Origin of the sequence: Limimaricola cinnabarinus (assembly GCF_002723615.1) — a bacterium.
GTDB classification, from domain to species: Bacteria; Pseudomonadota; Alphaproteobacteria; order Rhodobacterales; family Rhodobacteraceae; genus Limimaricola; species Limimaricola cinnabarinus_B.
Map to the genome: position 1 here is coordinate 51,556 of NZ_KZ304958.1, position 16,194 is coordinate 67,749.

Genomic DNA, 16,194 nt, shown 5'->3' on the forward strand with positions numbered 1-16,194 from the left:
GGTCAGCTCCTGTCGCGGGAAGCGAGCGCATAGGTGAGGCGGCTGCGTCCCGAGGGTTCGAGACGCTCGCGGCGGGCGGTGACGGCAAAGGCGCGGGCGACGGTCGCCGCGTCGAGCGCGGTCTCGGGCGGGCCGAGTGCGATCATCTCGCCGCGAGAGAGCACCAGCACCTCGTCGCAAAGATCGAAGGCGAGATCGAGATCGTGCAGGCTGGTGACGATGGTGACGTCGAGCCCGCGCAGCATCTCCAGAAGTTCGAGCCGGTGGCGGATGTCGAGATGGTTGGTCGGCTCGTCGAGGATCAGCACCTGCGGCTCCTGCACCAGCGCGCGGGCCAGCATCGCGCGCTGCTTCTCGCCGCCAGACAGCGCGCCGAAGCGGCGTTCGGCCAATCCCGAAAGATCGAGCCTTCGCAGCACCGCCTCGACGATCGCCGCGTCCTCCTCGCCCGGCGCCGCGCCCCCGCGCCGATGCGGCACCCGCCCCAGCGCCGCGATCTCGCGCAGGCTCAGGGCGAAATCCGTCGGCTGCTCCTGCAGCACGGCGGCGACGCGGCGCGCGGCGGCGCGGGGCGGCATGGCCCATATGTCCTCGCCATCGATGCGGACCGTGCCGCTTCGGGGCCGGTGAAACCGGTAGAGCAGCCGCAGCAGCGTCGACTTGCCCGCGCCATTGGCCCCGACCACGCCCAGCCTTCGGCCGGCGGAGAGCGTGAAGCTCACACCGTTCAGGATGTCCGGGCCGCGGCGCGGCCCCCAGCCCAGATCGGTGGCGCTGATCGAGGCGGCGCTCATTGCGGCGGCTCCGTGGTCATGCGGCCCGGCCCATGGCCGGTGCCAAGAGCGGCGTCTCTAATGAAAGAGGTGAGTGATCGAATTCGGGTCCGGCCCATGCAGCCCTCCGCGCAGTTGCGGGGTGCGCAGGGGCAGGGACCGGCAATTTCGGTTCGGCACGGGCCGACAAGCCATCATGGCCTCCTGTCCGGGACACCCCGCCCGGTTTGAATGACATCCACGATGGCAGGTCTCCTGACTTGCGGGTCAGCGCTTTTCCGAACCTTCCCGGGTGGGGACACCCAGTGGCATTCTCGGAATCGCTCGCCGCTCACAGTTGCGGGGGCAGTCACGGAGTCGGCGCCTTTTGGCTACACCTCACCGTATTCCCTTTTCATCCCGCGTCGCCCTCGGGGGCCAACGGGAACCATCATCCCAAAGCCTTGCCACGCCGCGGGCACGAAAGGCAAGCCGGGCGCTGCCTCAGGAGGCGCAGCCGGCGATGTCCTCGGCGACGGACCGGATCAGGGCGGGGTAGAAGCCCGGCCCTTCCTCGAGGTCGAGGCCGATCGGATCGATGACCGCCGCGCGGGCCGACGTGCCTTCGGTGACGGTCTCGACGAGGTTCTGGTTGAACTGCGGCTCGGAAAAGACGCAGGCGACGCCGAGATCGCGGACCCTGTCGCGCACCTCCTCGATCCGGGCCGGGCTCGGATCGGAGGCGTCGCTAAGCGAGATCGCGCCCGCCGCCGAGATCCCGAAGCGGTTCTCGAAATAGTGGTAGGCGTCATGGAACACGACGAACTCGATCTCGCCGGCCGAGGACAGCGCCGCGCGCGCATCGGCCATGGCCGCGTCGATCTCGTCCCGGCCCGCGGCGGCGTTGCCGCGATAGGTGTCGGCGTTCTCGGGGTCGAGCGCCGCGAGCTCATCGGCGATCAGGTCGAGCCAGACCTTGCCGTTCTCGGGGTCGAGCCAGGCATGGGGGTCGGTCCCCTCATGGTCATGTTCCTCGTGATCGTCATCATGATCATGGTCGTCATGCGCCGCGTCGGTCTCGTGCGCCTCGTCATGCGTACTCCCATGCGCCCCGTCGCCATGGTCGTGGTCGTCGAACACCGCGCCCTCGCGGAAGTCGAGCGTGACGGTGCCCGGCGCGTCGAGCAGTTCGACCACCAGCGCCTCCGGGGCCAGCGTGTCGATGGAGCCCCCGAGCCAGGGCTCCAGCGCCGGCCCGACCCAGAACACCGCATCCGCCCGTTCGAGCGCGCGCGCCTCCGAGGGGCGCAGCGAATAGTCATGCGGCGAGCCGCCCGCCCGCACGACGAGATCGGGGGTGCCGAGCCCGTCCATCACGCGGGCCACGAGGCTGTGCACCGGCGCGATGTCGGTGGCGACACGCGGCACCTCCGCGGTGACGGCGGTGGCGGCGGTCAGGGCGATAACGCTGCCGATCAGCGATCCTGCGGAGGTGATGGACATCGGAAGCTCCTGTGATTATATAACACACGACACCCCATAGATCGTATGATATAACATATCAACCCCATCCCATGCGGGAGAGTGCAATGACCAGCCAGGCGTTCGAAGCGCATGATCACCGCAGCTGCATCGCCGCAGGCGTCGCCTCGGCGGTCCAGATCTGCGCGGAGCGAAACCTCCAGCTCACGGCGGCGCGCCAGCGCGTGCTCGAAATCCTGCTCTCCGAGCACCGGGCCATGGGCGCCTACGAGATTCTCGAACATCTGCGCGCCGAGGGGCTCGGATCGCAGCCGCCGGTGGCCTACCGGGCGCTCGAATTCCTGACCAAGAACGGGTTCGCGCACCGGATCGAGCGGCTCAACGCCTTCATCGCCTGCTCGCATCTCGACAATGCGCATGCGCCGGTCTTCCTGATCTGCCGCGCCTGCGAGCGCGTGGTCGAGGCCGAGGCCAACGCGGCGCAGGGCGAGATCGACCGTGTCGCCAGGCGGGCGGGCTTCGTCGTCGAACGGGCCGTGCGCGAGGCCGAGGGCCTCTGTCCCGCCTGCGCGCCCACGGCCTGATCCCATGTCGCATCCCCTGATCGCCGCACGAAACCTCACCGTCCGCCATGGCGAGACGACGGTCCTGCACAATGTGGATCTTCGGGTCGAGGCGGGCGAGATCGTCACCATCGTCGGGCCGAACGGCTCCGGCAAATCGACGCTGATCGCCGCGCTGCTCGGCGGCGTGCGCCCGACCACCGGCGGCGTGGAGCGCGCCGGCGGGCTCAGGATCGGTTACGTGCCGCAGCGGCTCGTGCTCGACCCCACCTTGCCGATGACGGTCGAACGCTTTCTCGGCCTGCCGCGCCGGATCTCCTCGGCCCGCGCCCGCGAGGCGCTGGAGCGGGCCGGCGTGCCGGAAATCGGGGGGCGGCAGATGGCGGCGCTGTCGGGCGGCCAGTTCCAGCGCGCGCTGCTGGCCCGGGCCATCCTCGAAGCGCCGCAGCTTCTCATCCTCGACGAGGCCACGGCCGGGCTCGACCAGCCGGGCTCCGCGGCCTTCTACGAGCGGATCGCGGAGGTGCGCCGCGACACCGGCTGCGGCGTGCTGATGGTCAGCCACGATTTGCATGTGGTGATGAGCGCCTCGGACCGGGTGATCTGCCTCAACGGTCATGTCTGCTGCGAGGGCACGCCCGAGGTGGTCGCCGCCGCGCCGGACTACCGGCGGCTGTTCGGGGCCGGGACGCGCGGCGCGCTGGCGCTCTACCGCCATCACCATGATCACGGGCACGACCACCCGCATCACCACCACCATCACGACCAACCGCAGGATGCCGCAGAATGATCCTCGACGACTTCATGACCCGCGCGACGCTCGCCGGGATCGGCACCGGCCTCGCGGCGGCGCCGCTGGGCTGCTTCGTGGTCTGGCGGCGCATGGCCTATTTCGGCGACGCGACCGCGCATGCGGCGATCCTCGGCGTGGCGCTGTCTCTGGCGCTGTCGCTGCCGGTCTTCATCGGGACGCTGGTGGTGGCGCTGATGATGGCGACGATCGTCGCCCTGATCTCGGGGCGCGGCTACGCGATGGACACGCTGCTCGGTGTCATGGCCCATTCGGCGCTGGCCTTCGGCCTCGTCGGCGTGACCTTCCTCGACGGCGTGCGGATCGACCTCATGGCCTATCTCTTCGGCGACATCCTGTCGGTGTCGCGCGCCGATCTCGCCGTGGTCTGGGGCGGTGCCCTTCTGGTGCTGGCGCTGATCGGCTGGCGCTGGTCGGCGCTGCTGACCGCGACGCTCAACCCCGATCTTGCCCGCGCCTCCGGGATCGACCCCAAGCGCGAGCAGCTGGTTCTGACGCTGGCGCTCGCCGTGGTGGTCGCGGTGGCGATCAAGGTGGTCGGCGTGCTGCTGATCACCGCGCTGCTGATCATCCCCGCCGCCACGGTCCGGCCCTTTGCCTCGACGCCCGAGCGCATGGGCCTTCTCGCGGCGCTCGTGGCGATGGTCTCGGCCTGGGCGGGGCTGCACGCCTCCTATGCGCTCGACACGCCCACCGGCCCGACCATCGTCTGCGTCACCGCGCTGCTCTTCAGCGCCTCGACCGTCGCCTCGGGCCTGCGCCGGGCGGCGTAAGGGCGGGCATGCAGGCGCGGTCCCCCGGTGCCGCCGATCCTTCCGGGCGAACATGGCTTCGGCCCGGCTGCGGCGCTTGTCGTGCTTCGCCGCCGTCTTCTGCTTTCGTCTGGCGGCCCCTGATGCTGCCGGGAAGGCTGATCCTACGCTCGGGGCTCTGAGCCGCGGCCGCGCGGCCTCGTTGGCCGAAATACGCAGCCGGCGAAATCGAAGGGCCGGGCTTTGCGCGGGAAGACCCGGAAACTCCAGTTCCCGGCGCAACCGCAGATCGGAACAATCCCCGCCACCAGCCCATTGGACCGCTGCACCCCTGCGGGCGCAACTAGAAGGATGTCCCGAGGGAGAGCGATCGGATGCAGAGACTGGCAGACCGGATGGGGCTCAGGACCGAGCCCGTCATCTTCTTCGCCTCCGCGGTATGTACGGCGGTGTTCGTGCTGGCACTGGTGATCGCGCCTGAGCCGATCGGCGATGCCTTTGCCGCCGGACGAGCGTGGATCGTGACCAATCTGGGCTGGTTCTTCATCCTCGGCGTCAATGTCTGGCTCGGCTTTCTGGTCTGGGCCGCGATGAGCCGGCATGGCCATATCCGGCTCGGGCCCCGCGACAGCAGGCCGGACTACACGAACCTCTCCTGGTTCACGATGCTCTTTGCCGGCGGCATCGGCACGGTTCTGATGTTCTGGGGCGTGGCCGAGCCGATCAGCCATTTCGCGACCCCGCCGCTGCCGGGCGTCGAGCCCTTTTCCGAGCAGGCGGCGCGCGATGCGATCTCGATCGCCACCTACCACCTCGCGCTGCACACCTGGACGATCTTCGCGCTGCCCGGCCTTGCCTTTGCCTATTTCATCAACCGCTACGATCTGCCGGTGCGGGTCAGCTCGGTGTTCTACCCGCTGCTGAGAGAAAACATCCACGGGCCATGGGGCAAGGCGATCGACATCGCCTCGATCCTTGGCACGCTGTTCGGCGTGGCGGTGTCGCTGGGGCTCGGCTCCTCGCAGATCGCCTCGGGCCTGTCGGCGCTGTTCGGCTGGGAGGCGGGCGTGCCGCTCAAGGTCGGCATTCTCGCGGTGCTCACCGGCGTCGCCGTGGTCTCGATCGTGGCCGGGCTCGACAAGGGCGTGAAGCTCCTGTCGAACCTCAATATCGGCATGGCGGTCGGGCTGATGATCTTCGTGCTGGTCTTCGGCTCGACGCTGTTTTTGCTGCGCGGGATGGTCGAAACCTTCGGGCTCTATCTGGGCAACCTGCCGCGGCTCGCCTTCTGGAACGACATGCTGGCCGACACCAATCCCGGAAACGACGATTGGAGCTGGCAGGGCGGCTGGACGGTGTTCTACTGGGCATGGACCGTGACATGGTCGCCCTTCATCGGGCTTTTCGTGGCGCGGATCTCGCGCGGGCGGACGATCCGCGAATTCGTCTTCGGCGTGCTGCTGGCGCCATCGCTCTTCACCCTGATCTGGTTTTCGATCTTCGGCTGGCAGGCGATGGAGATCGACGGCATCGGCACGGCCGCCCGCGCGGCGCTTGGCGAAGAGGCCGGAAAGCTGAGCGCCGCGGTCGCGGAGTCGGTGCCGCTGGCCATGTTCGCCTTCTTCGAGAACTTCCCGCTGGCCGATCTGGTGCAGGGCATCGCGGTGCTGGTGGTGGCGATCTTCTTTGCGACCTCGTCGGATTCGGCCTCGCTGGTGGTCGACATGCTCTGCACCGGCTCCGCCAAGCCCGGCCCGGTCCGCCAGCGCGTGTTCTGGGGCGTGTCAGAAGGGCTGGTGGCCGCGATGCTCCTGGTGCTTGCCGGCGATCTTGGGCTGACGGCATTGCAACAGGTCATCACGGTGGTGGGCCTGCCGATCTTCTGCCTCGTCTTCGCGATGATCCCCTCGCTGATACGCGGATTCCGCATCGAGGAGATCGACCATGTATCCGTCGGAAAGCGACCGGGCCTGTCGGATCTTTGAAGGACGGTTCGTGGCGAGGTGTTCGGAGCGCTGATCCAAGCGCAGGATGCCTCGCCGAAAGATGACGGTGGCGATGCGAGCGATGGCCGGGCGGAAGAGTTTGGGAGATCAGGCGCGGCGGGTCGCCACGCGCCTCCAGTCTTGAAGCCTGCCGAGCATGATCTCGATGCGGCTGAGCCGCTTTCGCCCGGGAACGCTGCTTATCCCTTGTCCTGCAGCGCTTTTCGAAACCCGTCAGCGTCATGGCCGCGATCCTCGCGCAGCCACTCGCTGTCAGACAGGCTGCTGATCAGCGCGCATGCGCCGATATGATCGCTGGCCTGTCCGGCGGTGCGCAGGTCAATCGGTCGCCTCATGCTGTCACGACTGGCGTAAGGCTTGGTGTTCATGCCGCCCTTGGTTCGACCGGTGAGGCGACCGCGTCTCCTTTTTTGCGGCCATGCTGGTCGCAGTCCGGCGTGCTTTCAGATCGCTCGCGTCTTCGCTTCGTTATCGGAGCCAGGAAACATGCGCGGCGGCACAGATCAGCGCCTCCCGACGCTACCGCGCGTTTCGCGCCCAAGCCGCCATGACGGCGTGAACGGCCCCGGTTGTCGCGATGATGGGGGTCATTGCCAGGACGACCGCCGTTTTATTTGAACCGTGCGAAGCCTCATGATCGGGCGGAACGTTCCTGTCCGAAAGGGGCGGCGGACGGAAAGTCTCCGGGATTCGCGGCTTTGGCGAAAAGGATTCTGGAAACAGGTCTTCGAAATCGACATTGCTGAGCATCACGGACATCCTCCATCGAAACCGTTATCTGAGAGACGCGGTTGGAAATTCCGGTCACCAGAGGGATTCGAACAGGCAAGGTCGCCGCAGATGCGCCTTCGCAGTGGTCCGCGCGACCGGACTCATTCTCAATTCGCGGTCATCAAGACCGTATACGACGTTCTTGATTTCACCACGATATATCCCGATGTCGCGCAGCAACCTGTCATCCATGGCCTCGAGCGAGGCGATCATCTTGCGACGTTGCCATCCCCGCATGACAGCCGCGATCCCACGACGAATGCCGCCCGGTGACGATTTTGAATGGTCGCAGCGCGGCAGCCGATTGAGTGCGTTTTTCTCGATGGAAAGATACATGATTTTCTCCGGTAAAAGGACCAGCAAAACAGGACGTCTGGCAGCATGCGGACCGCCCGGCAAAATAAGTCGACCGGCGGAACGCTTTTGCCAGACAGCGCAATCGCGCCGTCGGCCTGTTCGATTTGTTGCGGATCAGAAGAACCCCGGTGCGAAACCGGCCCAGCCGGACCGGACCGCCCGGGGCTACCGGCGGTTCAGCAGATTGCCTGCGAAAAACAGGAACCTCGTATGAAGGCTGAACATCATCATGCGTTCAATATACGTCTTTGACTGTGTGAACTCAAGCGAGTGATGGGGGCATGCGACATTAAGGCGCGAAGCTGCCCATGGTGAAGATCATGGGGTGGCATAGGGAATTTCCGAAAAATCCACCGGATCTGGATGTGAATTCAGTTCAGCGCCGATCTTTCCATTCCTTTTCATCATCGAATTATGTCACATGTTGCCCGGCCCATCGGATATTTCGAAAATCCCTGCCGCTGTCGTTTCACTCTGCCTGTGGCCCGGCCTCCGGTATCGCGATGAGGCGACCGGAAGGCTTTGCATGTCGAACCGGCCGCTTCGTCACCGGCCGACCGCGCTTTCCCTCGCTGATGCCGAAGGACTGCCCGGCTCCGTCGGGTCGGGCTCCGTGCGCGGGTCGAGCCCCACGGTAACGGGCGAAATGTCGGGGAGCGGCACGAATTTCTCGCGTTCGCCGACGGTCATCTCGGGCCCCGCCTTGATATGGGCGAGAACGAACAGCGCATAGGAGATCGCGATGGCGGATTCGAACAGGAAGAACGAGAACGGTCCGTAAAGCGACATGAGGGCCGAGGCGAGCAACGGGCCGATCGCCGCGCCGATCGAATAGACCATCAGCAGCCGCCCCGAGGCCGCGACGTAGTATCTCCTGTCCAGCCGGTCGAAGGTCTGCGCGACGCAGAGCGGGTAGACACTGCTGATGGCACCGCCGAAGGCCAGCGCCATGAGCATCAGGGCGGGCAGGGACACCTCGCTCGCGATCGACTTCGAAAGCAGGCCCCACGACACGCCCACAGCGATCAGCATCAAGGACATGACGATCCGCCGGTCGAACCGGTCCGCCAGCATGCCGATGGGCACCTGAAAGCTCAGCCCGCCGAGCACCACGGTGCTCATGAACAGCGCAGCCTCCGTCACGCTCAGCCCGATCTGGCGGGCAAAGACGACGCCCAAGGCGTAGAAGGAGCCGACGAGCATGCCCGCCACGCCGGCGCCGACCACGCCGACCGGGGAGGCTTCGAACAGCGCCTTCACGTTCAGGACGCGCAGCTCGCCCAAGTTCGGCTCTCCCAGGGTGGTCAGGGCCACGGGAACGAGCGACAGGCTCATCAGCGCGGCCGCCATCATCATGAGATCGCTCCCCGCGACGGGGGCCGTGTTCACCAAGGTCTGGCCAAGGGCGATGGCGAGGTAGAAGGTCAGCATGTAATAGCCGAGAACGCGCCCGCGGGTTTCGTTGCTGCTGCGATCGTTGAGCCAGCTTTCGATCGCCGTCGTCATGCCGGCGATGCAGAACCCGTTGACGAGCCTCAGGATCATCCAGGCCGCCGGGTTGAAGAAGAACGCATAGGCCAGACAGGTCGCGGCGGTGAGCGCGGCAAAGGCCGAGAAGGCCCGGATATGTCCGATCCGCAGGATGACGTGCTTGCACTTCATCCCACCGAAGGCGAGGCCGAGGTAATAGGCCGCCATGATCGCGCCCGTCAGCGCGACCGGATAGCCCCCGGCTTCCATGCGAAGCGGCAGAACGACGCCGAGCAGGCTGTTTCCGGCCATGAAGGCTGTCGTGCCGCCGAGCAGGGATTTCACGGGTGCCAGGAGTTCGCGTAGTTTGTATGCCATGGCCTGCTCCGCAATCTTGTCCTCAGGCGGGACAATTCATTTCGAACGTGAAGGCGGCCCGGCGATTGAGGGCCGCGCCGGGACCGCAACAATGAAAATACCCCGGCCGAAGCCGGGGCATTTCCTTCGCCTGCTGCCGCGGCGGGCCGCGTTCATGCGGCTGTCGCTCGCAGCATCCAGGCTGCCTTGTCGTGGAATGCCGCGCGCTCCGTCGCGAGGTCGGCGGTGACCGGATCGCCCGAAATTTCGGCGGCCTCCACGAGGGCATAGAAGCGCTGCGACAGCGCCTCGTGATCCGACAAAAGCCCCCTGACCATCTCGTCCGCCGTCGGGTCCGCGTCCGTGTCCGAGCCCGTGTCCAGGCCATCGATCATCCGGGCGGGTTTCACCGAGGCGCGTTTTCTCAAGGCCCTGATGCGCTCGGCCAGAACGTCCGCGGCGGCGAACATGTCGGTGTAGTGCTCTTCCGTCATCTGGTGCAGCGGGTAGAACATCGGGCCCGCCACGTTCCAGTGGCAGGCATGGGTCTTCAGCACGAGGCGGTAGGTGTCCGTCAGAGCGTCGGACAGGGCGTCGGCAATGGCCACGGCATTGCGGTCGACGGGTTTGGCGTCTTCGGCGTATCGGCCGTGCTTCAGGGTGATCGTCAATGGTGCCTCCATCGTGAGAGAAAAGAATGTCTTTCGGGGCGACATGCCGAAATGGGTGCGGGAGCGGGACGCCGGCTTCCGTTTCGAATGAACATCGTGGTGGTTTGCTCGTATCGAGCGCCTGTCCATTTGCCCGCTGCATCACGCTGCGTGACGTTCATTCCCGGGGGCCTTCATTGAGGGTTTGCTTCTTTCGAAGCAGGCATGTTTGGCCCGTTGCCGCAAAGATCTCGCGGCGGGCAGCCGACCGATACGGCGCGCTTTCGGACCCGGCGAGCGATTGGCCAACGCGAGGGGGCCGGGCCCGCCGCCGTCATCCTCCCAGCGGGCGATGCATGTGGCATTGGGCGCGGTTTCAATGGATCGCGGGCTTTCGATATTCATCTGGTAAATCATCATCTCAATCCTCATTGCACGGGGGTGAACAAGATAAGTGAACAGGACCGGCGGCGGGCATGTCTGGCGCATGGTGCTGGCCCGCCGCCCACGAAAAGAGATCTCGCCCATTACGCCCTGTAGGTCCGCCCCATGTTCTGCATGCGCAGATCGCAATCGCCCAACGAGCCGACCAGGCGCGGAATATCCGCTCGACGGATTCCGATATCGTCGAGCATCTTGTCATCCATCGCCTGAAGGTCGAATATCATGCTGCGTTTTTGAAGTTGCTTGCGGGCCCACCGGAACAGAACCGTGAAGATGGAGCCGTTCATCTGAGCCTTGCTTTTCCGAATGGAGGAATCGATCATTTCGCGCGTGATGTATATGGACATGTTCTTTCAGCCCTGAATCTATTGATGCCGGGACGACTGGCGCCATTTCACACGAAAGCAAGACGCGCGATTGCGCGCCCTGCATTGCGGACGTGACGCCTTTGTCGTGTCGATTGGATCTGTGAGAGATCAAAAATCCCCGAGACGTGAACAAGCATCATGGCTTGCCCGCTCGGGGTTACCGGCGGTTCAGTAGCTTTCCTGCGGTGAGCAGGAACCTCTTATGAGCGCTGAACATGGTCATGGCTCGGATATAGGGGGTCCAAAAAAATAAGCAAGCCTCTCCATGAGGGCCGGGAAGAAACTTGCCAAAAGGACAGAAGGACAATCACCGATTGCTCCCGGTTTTTCGGTTTTCCCCCGTGGTTCGGCCAAACGCAATATGCCGGGGCATGAAATGGAGACGCCATGGCGATATTTGCAGAACGGGGGCTCGAACCTGCGCCGGGCCTGCTGTATCGAGCCTCATGCGCTGCCTGTTTTCACGCGTCAGGAAAGATCCCAGATGAAAAGAACGATTTCGAGTGCCATCCTTCTCGCACTGTCCTCCTCGGCGGCTCTGGCCGACACATCGCTCTCGGTCGGCCTGCAGCTGGCCGACGCGCAGCTGACGGCCAGCACCTATGCGTGCGGAGAGGCCCCCTCCATCGAAGTGCGGTATGTCTTGTCGGGTACCGAAAGCCTGGCGCTTGTCCCGGTCGAGGGCGAGCAGCGCATCTTCGTCCAGGTCGTGTCCGCGTCGGGCGCGCGCTATGTCTCCGGGCAATACGAATGGTGGGTCAAGGGCGATGACGGCATGCTCACCGACCTCATCGCCGAGGACAGGCTCATGACCTGCGAGGCCGAAAGCTGACGATCGCTCGGCAGGGTCAGCCGGGGGCCTGCGCCTGATCGCGCAGGGGTCCGACCGGCCCCGGGCACCGGTGGAACGCTAGGCACGATCGACCGGCTCGGGCGCGATGGCGCCCGCGGCCTGCAGAACCTCGGGCCGGGTGCCATCGCCGAAATGAACCCGCGCGCCGAAGCGTTTCGCTTCGCGGATGCGGTCGGCATCATGATCGAGCAAGGTGACGTTGTACCTCTCGAGGAGCGGCTGCGCGACGAGTTGGCCGACCCGGCCGAACCCGATCACCAGCACCGATCCATCGGCATCCGAGTACGTCTCGTCGATCGTCTCGCGTTTCTGCGCGCCGGCCACCAAGCGATAGGCGCGGTCGAATTGGGAGGAAAGGGCCATCGACAGGGCTGCGAACACCACGACGCCGAGCGCCGCCGCCGTCATCAGCTCGGGCGTGCGGGTGCGCGCGATGACCCGGAACATCGGGTCCAGCGCGTAGCGGCCGATCGTGATCAGCAGCGCGATGGCGCCAAGGCCCAGTGCGAGCGCGCGCATCATCGGCCCAGCTCGCCTCCGCGCCCGATGGGCCAGAAGCGTGACGAGCAGCAGCAGCGGTATGATGGCCAGATCCTCGAACAGCAGCAGCGCGATGGCGGTCTGCCCGAAGGGCGTGTCCCTCTCGCCGCCCTCGTCGATTTCGCGCATCACGAGGGCGGTCGACAACAGGGCGAGCCCCAGTCCGATGATGAGGGCCGCGCGCCAGTCGAGGCCGAAAAGCAGGGCCGGCACCGCGAGCAGGGCCGCACAAGCCAGCACCTGCGCCAACCCGCGGCCGAAGATGGTGCCGCGCATCTCCCACAGGCGGGCAGGCCGATGGCGGCGCGCAGGAGGCCTATAGCCACGAGGTGTCCTCGGCGGGGTTCTGGCCGGGCGGAAACGGCGCGGATGAGCCAATGTTCTACTCCCATGCCTACCCGGCCCCGGAGGGGTTTGCCGATCAGCCGGTCGAGCCGGCAGAGGCGGGGTTCGACGAGACGCTGGGAGAATTCCTGCTGCCCCATGCGGCCGTTCAGGCGAGCGACGACCCCGAGGCAATGCTCAAGTCCTTCCTGCAATCGACCTACGAGGCGGCGGCGAAGACGGGCGGCTGGGATCGGTCCAGCCTCGAATGCGCGTTCGGACGACCCGGCGTGCCCCGTCCCGTTCACCGGGACTGATCAGGCCGGGCTATCCGGCGAAGCGGACTTCAGCCTTTGTCCCACCGCATCGAAGGACTTCAGGATCGCATGGACCTCGAGGCCCAGCTCGGTCAGGCCGTAGGTGACCTTGGGCGGGATCGTTTCTTCCTGCACGCGCCAGACCAGACCATCCTGCTCCAGCTCCCGAAGCCGGCTTGTCAGCACCTTGGGAGAAATCGGGGGCAGGTGGCGCTGGATGGCGGTGAACCGGGCCGGGCCATCCTCGCCCAGCAAGTAGACGATATGCGTCTTCCAGCGCCCCGCCATCACCCGCAGGATCGGGTCTGCCGGGCAGAGATCGGGGGTGATGTCTTCGGTCACGGTGGCCTCCTCGCGTGCTGCGCCAAGCCGGTAAGCCGCTATCCGAAAGGTAACGACTTACCAGCCGAGGGCAGGGAGCTATATCAGTGAAAACCGAACGGCAAGCCAAGGAGTGCTCGTCATGAGCTGGAGCCCATGCCCCGACCCGGTCCTCGGAGACAGAGAGACGGTGAACGCGGTCGAAACCCTGATCGTGCCGCGCGCGGTGGATCTGGGCGATATGGAGGTTCGCCGCGCCCTTCCCTCCACCAAGCGCCAGATGGTCGGGCCGTTCATCTTCTTCGACCAGATGGGACCGGCGGAGTTCCTGACCGATCACGGCATCGACGTGCGCCCCCATCCGCATATCAACCTCGCAACGCTGACCTACCTGTTCGAGGGCGAGATCCTGCACCGCGACTCGCTTGGCACCGAACAGACCATTCGCCCCGGCGCGGTCAACTGGATGAAGGCGGGGCAGGGCATCGTCCATTCCGAGCGCACATCGGAGCAGAAGAGAAAGAGCGGCCAGCGACTCTTCGGCCTGCAGACCTGGATGGCCCTGCCAGAGGCGCAGGAGGAATCCGCGCCCGAGTTCCTCCATCACGGATCGGGCGACCTGCCGCTGTTCGAAGCCGAAGGGATCAAGGCGCGCATCATCGCCGGGCAGGCCTTCGGCAAGGCGTCCGCGCTCAGGACGTCATCCGAAACGCTTTATGGCGACATCGAGCTTCAGTCGGGTCGCCGGATGCCGATCGACGCCGATTACGAGGAGCGCGCGCTTTACACGATCTCGGGCGAAATCGAGATCGCGGGGGACCGCTTCGAACCCGGCCAGCTTCTGGTTTTGCGCCCCGGCGATGCGATCACCGTGCGGGCCAGATCGACGGCGCGCTTCATGCTCTTCGGCGGCGCGCCGATGGGCGGGCCCCGCTACATCTGGTGGAACTTCGTCTCCTCGCGCCCCGAGCGGATCGAGGCCGCGAAGGAGGAATGGGCCCGGGGCCGGTTCGACACCGTGCCGGGCGACGAGGAGGATTTCATCCCCCTGCCGCAAGACAGGACCAAGCCGCGGCGCGCCATGGGCGGTGTCTACTACCCTTGAATCGGTCAGCCGACCTCATCGCAGGAAAGGAAGCCCGCATGACGCGGGCAAGCCCCGGCCCTCATCGCGTCACGCCCAAGGAACAGGGCTGATGCGCCTTCGTTGGCCCCCAATCCTGCCAACCACAGCAAAGGAGACATGAATGTCCACCAAGATCGCCATCATCTTCTATTCCACCTACGGCACCAATCATGGCATCGCGCTCGAAGCCGCGCGTGCGGCCGAGGCCGCCGGGGCGGAAGTCCGGCTGCGCCGCGTGCGGGAAACCGCCCCCAGCGAGGTGGTGGAAGGCCAGCAGGCCTGGCGCGAACAGCTCGAGAAGATGCAGGATATCCCGGAAGTGTCCCTCGACGACATGGAATGGGCAAACGGCTATTTCATTTCCGTGCCGACCCGCTTCGGCGTTCCGGCCAGCCAGTTCCGGGCCTTCGTCGATACGCTGGGGCCGTTGTGGCAATCGGGTGCGCTCGCCAACAAGGCCGTCACCGCCACCACCTCGGCGCAGAACCCGCATGGCGGGCAGGAGACCACGCTCCAGTCGATCTACGTCACGGCCATGCATTGGGGCTCGGTCATCGTCGCGCCGGGCTATGCGGATCCGGTGAAGTTCGAGGATGGGGGCAACCCCTATGGCTATTCCTGCACGCCCGGGCCCCTGGACGAGACGGGCAGGAAATCGGTCGAGTTCCAGGCCAGGCGCCTGGTCGAGTATGCCGGGAAACTCGCCCGGTAAGAGCCGGGCGCACAGAAATGAACGGACCACCGTGACCCGGTGCTCCGTCAACACGAAGACGGCCGCGGGCATTGCCCGCGGCCATCTTGCAGTATCAGCCGCGATTCCGCTTCAGGGCATAGGCCCCGTCGCCCAGCAGCGCCTGAACGACGAGGGTGACCGCCCAGAATGCCGGAAATTCCCAGCCGCCGCCTTCGTTGGAAAAGAAGAAGCCGGCCGCGCCATGCGGCACGTAGATCGAACCGAGCAGGATCGGGACCAGCGCCAGCGCTCCGAAGGTGAGCGGCGCGCTGACCCTGAGCCGCCCCGTCGGCGTTTGCGAGATGTCCCGGATCGAGAGATCGAGCTCGTCGAACGCGTCGAGAAGGGGGCGCAGCCGATCGTGATAGGCGCGCCCGGCCTCGGTCGCGGAGACGGCGCGGGTCGTCCGGTTCAAAAGTCGAACACCCAGCTCGGCTTCCAGCCGGGACACGAGCTTCGAGGCCTGTCCCGAGCTGGTTCGAAGCTTTTCCGCCGCGCCGGCAAAGCTCCCGGTTTCCATCACAGCGACGAACATGCGGTCGCAATCCAGCCGATTCATCTATCCTCCGGGGCGTTTCGGCAAGCGCGCCCTGGCTGCCCGACGCGTGGCGCGCGCCACGCGCGGAAGAAACCGGCAGGCCGGTGCCCGCTCATGCGCCCGCGCTTTTCACATGCCAGATCGGGACACGGGCCGCCGCGCCGCGCCGCTTTCGGACCGCGTGCTCGGTCATGACGGCCGGCTGCACTCAATGTTTCAACACATCCTGCCACTCGGGGTGGCGCGCGATCTGGGCCTTTGCAAAAGGGCAGAGCGGGACGATGGACCGGCCTTCGGCGCGCGCATCCTCGACGGCGCGCCGAACGAGAGCCTGCCCTACCGAGCGGCCTCGCAGCGCGTCGGGCACATGCGTATGGTCGATGATGATCATCGCCTGTCCCGCACGCGAATAGGTCATCTCGGCCTCGATCCCCTCAAGCCGGGCGACGTAGCGACCTTTGCTGTCGCCCTCCTCGCGCTCGATAGAGATGTTCTCGGGCGGTGTGGCAGCCATCGTCTTCTCCTTGTCCGGCGTCCTGCCGCAACGGTCGAACATAACTGCGCTGCCGTAAAGGATCGACCGGTGCCGTTGGATATGGGCTTAGCGGCCGAGAGCCCGTCTCCTTGCCTAGTAGCTTCACGAGGCTGCCCGGCGACAC

Annotated in this window: 19 protein-coding genes, 2 pseudogenes and 1 riboswitch; of the genes and pseudogenes, 8 read left to right on the forward strand and 13 right to left on the reverse strand. The window is 65.9% G+C overall.

Annotation, left to right across the window (positions count from 1 at the left end):
* Positions 1-2: 2 nt before the first annotated feature.
* Positions 3-794: an ABC transporter ATP-binding protein gene (locus tag CJ301_RS09770; RefSeq protein WP_099276816.1), complete on the reverse strand. Its 792-nt coding sequence runs from the start codon at positions 792-794 to the stop codon at positions 3-5.
* Between the two features lie 207 nt (positions 795-1,001).
* Positions 1,002-1,220, reverse strand: a riboswitch (cobalamin riboswitch).
* Positions 1,221-1,256: 36 nt separating this feature from the next.
* Positions 1,257-2,255, reverse strand: coding sequence for a zinc ABC transporter substrate-binding protein (locus CJ301_RS09775; RefSeq protein WP_099276818.1), 999 nt, complete (start codon positions 2,253-2,255; stop codon positions 1,257-1,259).
* 86 nt (positions 2,256-2,341) lie between these two features.
* Here CJ301_RS09775 and CJ301_RS09780 point away from each other — a divergent pair, with 86 nt between their 5' ends.
* The 4 genes from CJ301_RS09780 (at position 2,342) to CJ301_RS09795 (ending at position 6,345) form a co-directional block, all read left to right on the forward strand.
* Complete coding sequence (locus CJ301_RS09780) at positions 2,342-2,818, forward strand: transcriptional repressor (RefSeq protein WP_099276820.1); 477 nt, start codon at positions 2,342-2,344, stop codon at positions 2,816-2,818.
* A gap of 4 nt (positions 2,819-2,822) precedes the next feature.
* On the forward strand, positions 2,823-3,587 hold the full coding sequence (locus CJ301_RS09785; protein ID WP_099276822.1) for a metal ABC transporter ATP-binding protein: 765 nt from the start codon (positions 2,823-2,825) through the stop codon (positions 3,585-3,587).
* Entirely contained in the window at positions 3,584-4,381 is a 798-nt protein-coding gene (locus tag CJ301_RS09790; protein ID WP_173812346.1) for a metal ABC transporter permease, read from the forward strand. Before CJ301_RS09785 ends, CJ301_RS09790 begins: the two co-directional genes overlap by 4 nt.
* Before the next feature lie 353 nt (positions 4,382-4,734).
* Positions 4,735-6,345 carry a BCCT family transporter gene (locus tag CJ301_RS09795; RefSeq protein WP_099276824.1) on the forward strand — a complete coding sequence of 537 codons (1,611 nt, stop codon included), beginning with the start codon at positions 4,735-4,737 and terminating at the stop codon, positions 6,343-6,345.
* Between the two features lie 108 nt (positions 6,346-6,453).
* Here the strand turns inward: CJ301_RS09795 and CJ301_RS19075 are convergent.
* From CJ301_RS19075 to CJ301_RS09820, 7 genes and pseudogenes are all read right to left on the reverse strand, one after another.
* Positions 6,454-6,825, reverse strand: a pseudogene (locus CJ301_RS19075) (IS5/IS1182 family transposase); the annotation flags it as partial.
* Positions 6,826-6,885: 60 nt separating this feature from the next.
* The gene (locus tag CJ301_RS18725; RefSeq protein WP_162620488.1) at positions 6,886-7,116 is read right to left on the reverse strand and encodes a hypothetical protein; all 231 of its coding nucleotides are present in this window, start codon (positions 7,114-7,116) and stop codon (positions 6,886-6,888) included.
* Positions 7,117-7,170: 54 nt separating this feature from the next.
* Positions 7,171-7,473 (reverse strand): DUF1127 domain-containing protein, encoded by a 303-nt coding sequence (locus CJ301_RS09805; protein ID WP_216823275.1) that lies wholly within the window; start codon positions 7,471-7,473, stop codon positions 7,171-7,173.
* Between the two features lie 567 nt (positions 7,474-8,040).
* Positions 8,041-9,342: an MFS transporter gene (locus tag CJ301_RS09810; protein WP_173812347.1), complete on the reverse strand. Its 1,302-nt coding sequence runs from the start codon at positions 9,340-9,342 to the stop codon at positions 8,041-8,043.
* Between the two features lie 152 nt (positions 9,343-9,494).
* Positions 9,495-9,992 (reverse strand): Dps family protein, encoded by a 498-nt coding sequence (locus CJ301_RS09815; protein WP_254050119.1) that lies wholly within the window; start codon positions 9,990-9,992, stop codon positions 9,495-9,497.
* A gap of 141 nt (positions 9,993-10,133) precedes the next feature.
* Positions 10,134-10,391, reverse strand: a complete 258-nt coding sequence (locus CJ301_RS18730) for a hypothetical protein (RefSeq protein WP_162620489.1) — start codon at positions 10,389-10,391, stop codon at positions 10,134-10,136.
* Between the two features lie 107 nt (positions 10,392-10,498).
* Entirely contained in the window at positions 10,499-10,762 is a 264-nt protein-coding gene (locus CJ301_RS09820) for a DUF1127 domain-containing protein (RefSeq protein WP_099276831.1), read from the reverse strand.
* A gap of 505 nt (positions 10,763-11,267) precedes the next feature.
* Between CJ301_RS09820 and CJ301_RS18735 the strand changes: the two genes are divergently transcribed.
* The gene (locus CJ301_RS18735; RefSeq protein WP_162620490.1) at positions 11,268-11,615 is read left to right on the forward strand and encodes an MliC family protein; all 348 of its coding nucleotides are present in this window, start codon (positions 11,268-11,270) and stop codon (positions 11,613-11,615) included.
* A 78-nt stretch (positions 11,616-11,693) separates the two neighbouring features.
* On the opposite strand, the gene CJ301_RS09830 is transcribed toward CJ301_RS18735, so the two are convergent.
* Positions 11,694-12,554, reverse strand: a complete 861-nt coding sequence (locus tag CJ301_RS09830) for a cation:proton antiporter domain-containing protein (RefSeq protein WP_301553816.1) — start codon at positions 12,552-12,554, stop codon at positions 11,694-11,696.
* Between CJ301_RS09830 and CJ301_RS09835 the strand changes: the two are divergent.
* A pseudogene (locus tag CJ301_RS09835) lies at positions 12,482-12,817 on the forward strand (DUF5996 family protein); the annotation flags it as partial. The gene CJ301_RS09830 and the pseudogene CJ301_RS09835 sit on opposite strands and share 73 nt — an antisense overlap.
* Here CJ301_RS09835 and CJ301_RS09840 read toward each other — a convergent pair.
* Positions 12,818-13,159: a winged helix-turn-helix transcriptional regulator gene (locus CJ301_RS09840; RefSeq protein WP_216823277.1), complete on the reverse strand. Its 342-nt coding sequence runs from the start codon at positions 13,157-13,159 to the stop codon at positions 12,818-12,820. It lies immediately after the preceding pseudogene.
* Positions 13,160-13,280: 121 nt separating this feature from the next.
* Between CJ301_RS09840 and CJ301_RS09845 the strand changes: the two genes are divergently transcribed.
* Positions 13,281-14,243: a pirin family protein gene (locus CJ301_RS09845; RefSeq protein WP_099276837.1), complete on the forward strand. Its 963-nt coding sequence runs from the start codon at positions 13,281-13,283 to the stop codon at positions 14,241-14,243.
* Positions 14,244-14,385: 142 nt separating this feature from the next.
* Positions 14,386-14,976, forward strand: coding sequence for an NAD(P)H-dependent oxidoreductase (locus CJ301_RS09850; RefSeq protein ID WP_099276839.1), 591 nt, complete (start codon positions 14,386-14,388; stop codon positions 14,974-14,976).
* 94 nt (positions 14,977-15,070) lie between these two features.
* Here the strand turns inward: CJ301_RS09850 and CJ301_RS09855 are convergent, their stop codons facing one another.
* Both CJ301_RS09855 and CJ301_RS09860 read right to left on the reverse strand, forming a co-directional pair.
* Complete coding sequence (locus tag CJ301_RS09855) at positions 15,071-15,556, reverse strand: LysR family transcriptional regulator (RefSeq protein ID WP_099276841.1); 486 nt, start codon at positions 15,554-15,556, stop codon at positions 15,071-15,073.
* Positions 15,557-15,743: 187 nt separating this feature from the next.
* On the reverse strand, positions 15,744-16,049 hold the full coding sequence (locus tag CJ301_RS09860; RefSeq protein WP_099276843.1) for a GNAT family N-acetyltransferase: 306 nt from the start codon (positions 16,047-16,049) through the stop codon (positions 15,744-15,746).
* Positions 16,050-16,194: the final 145 nt, after the last annotated feature.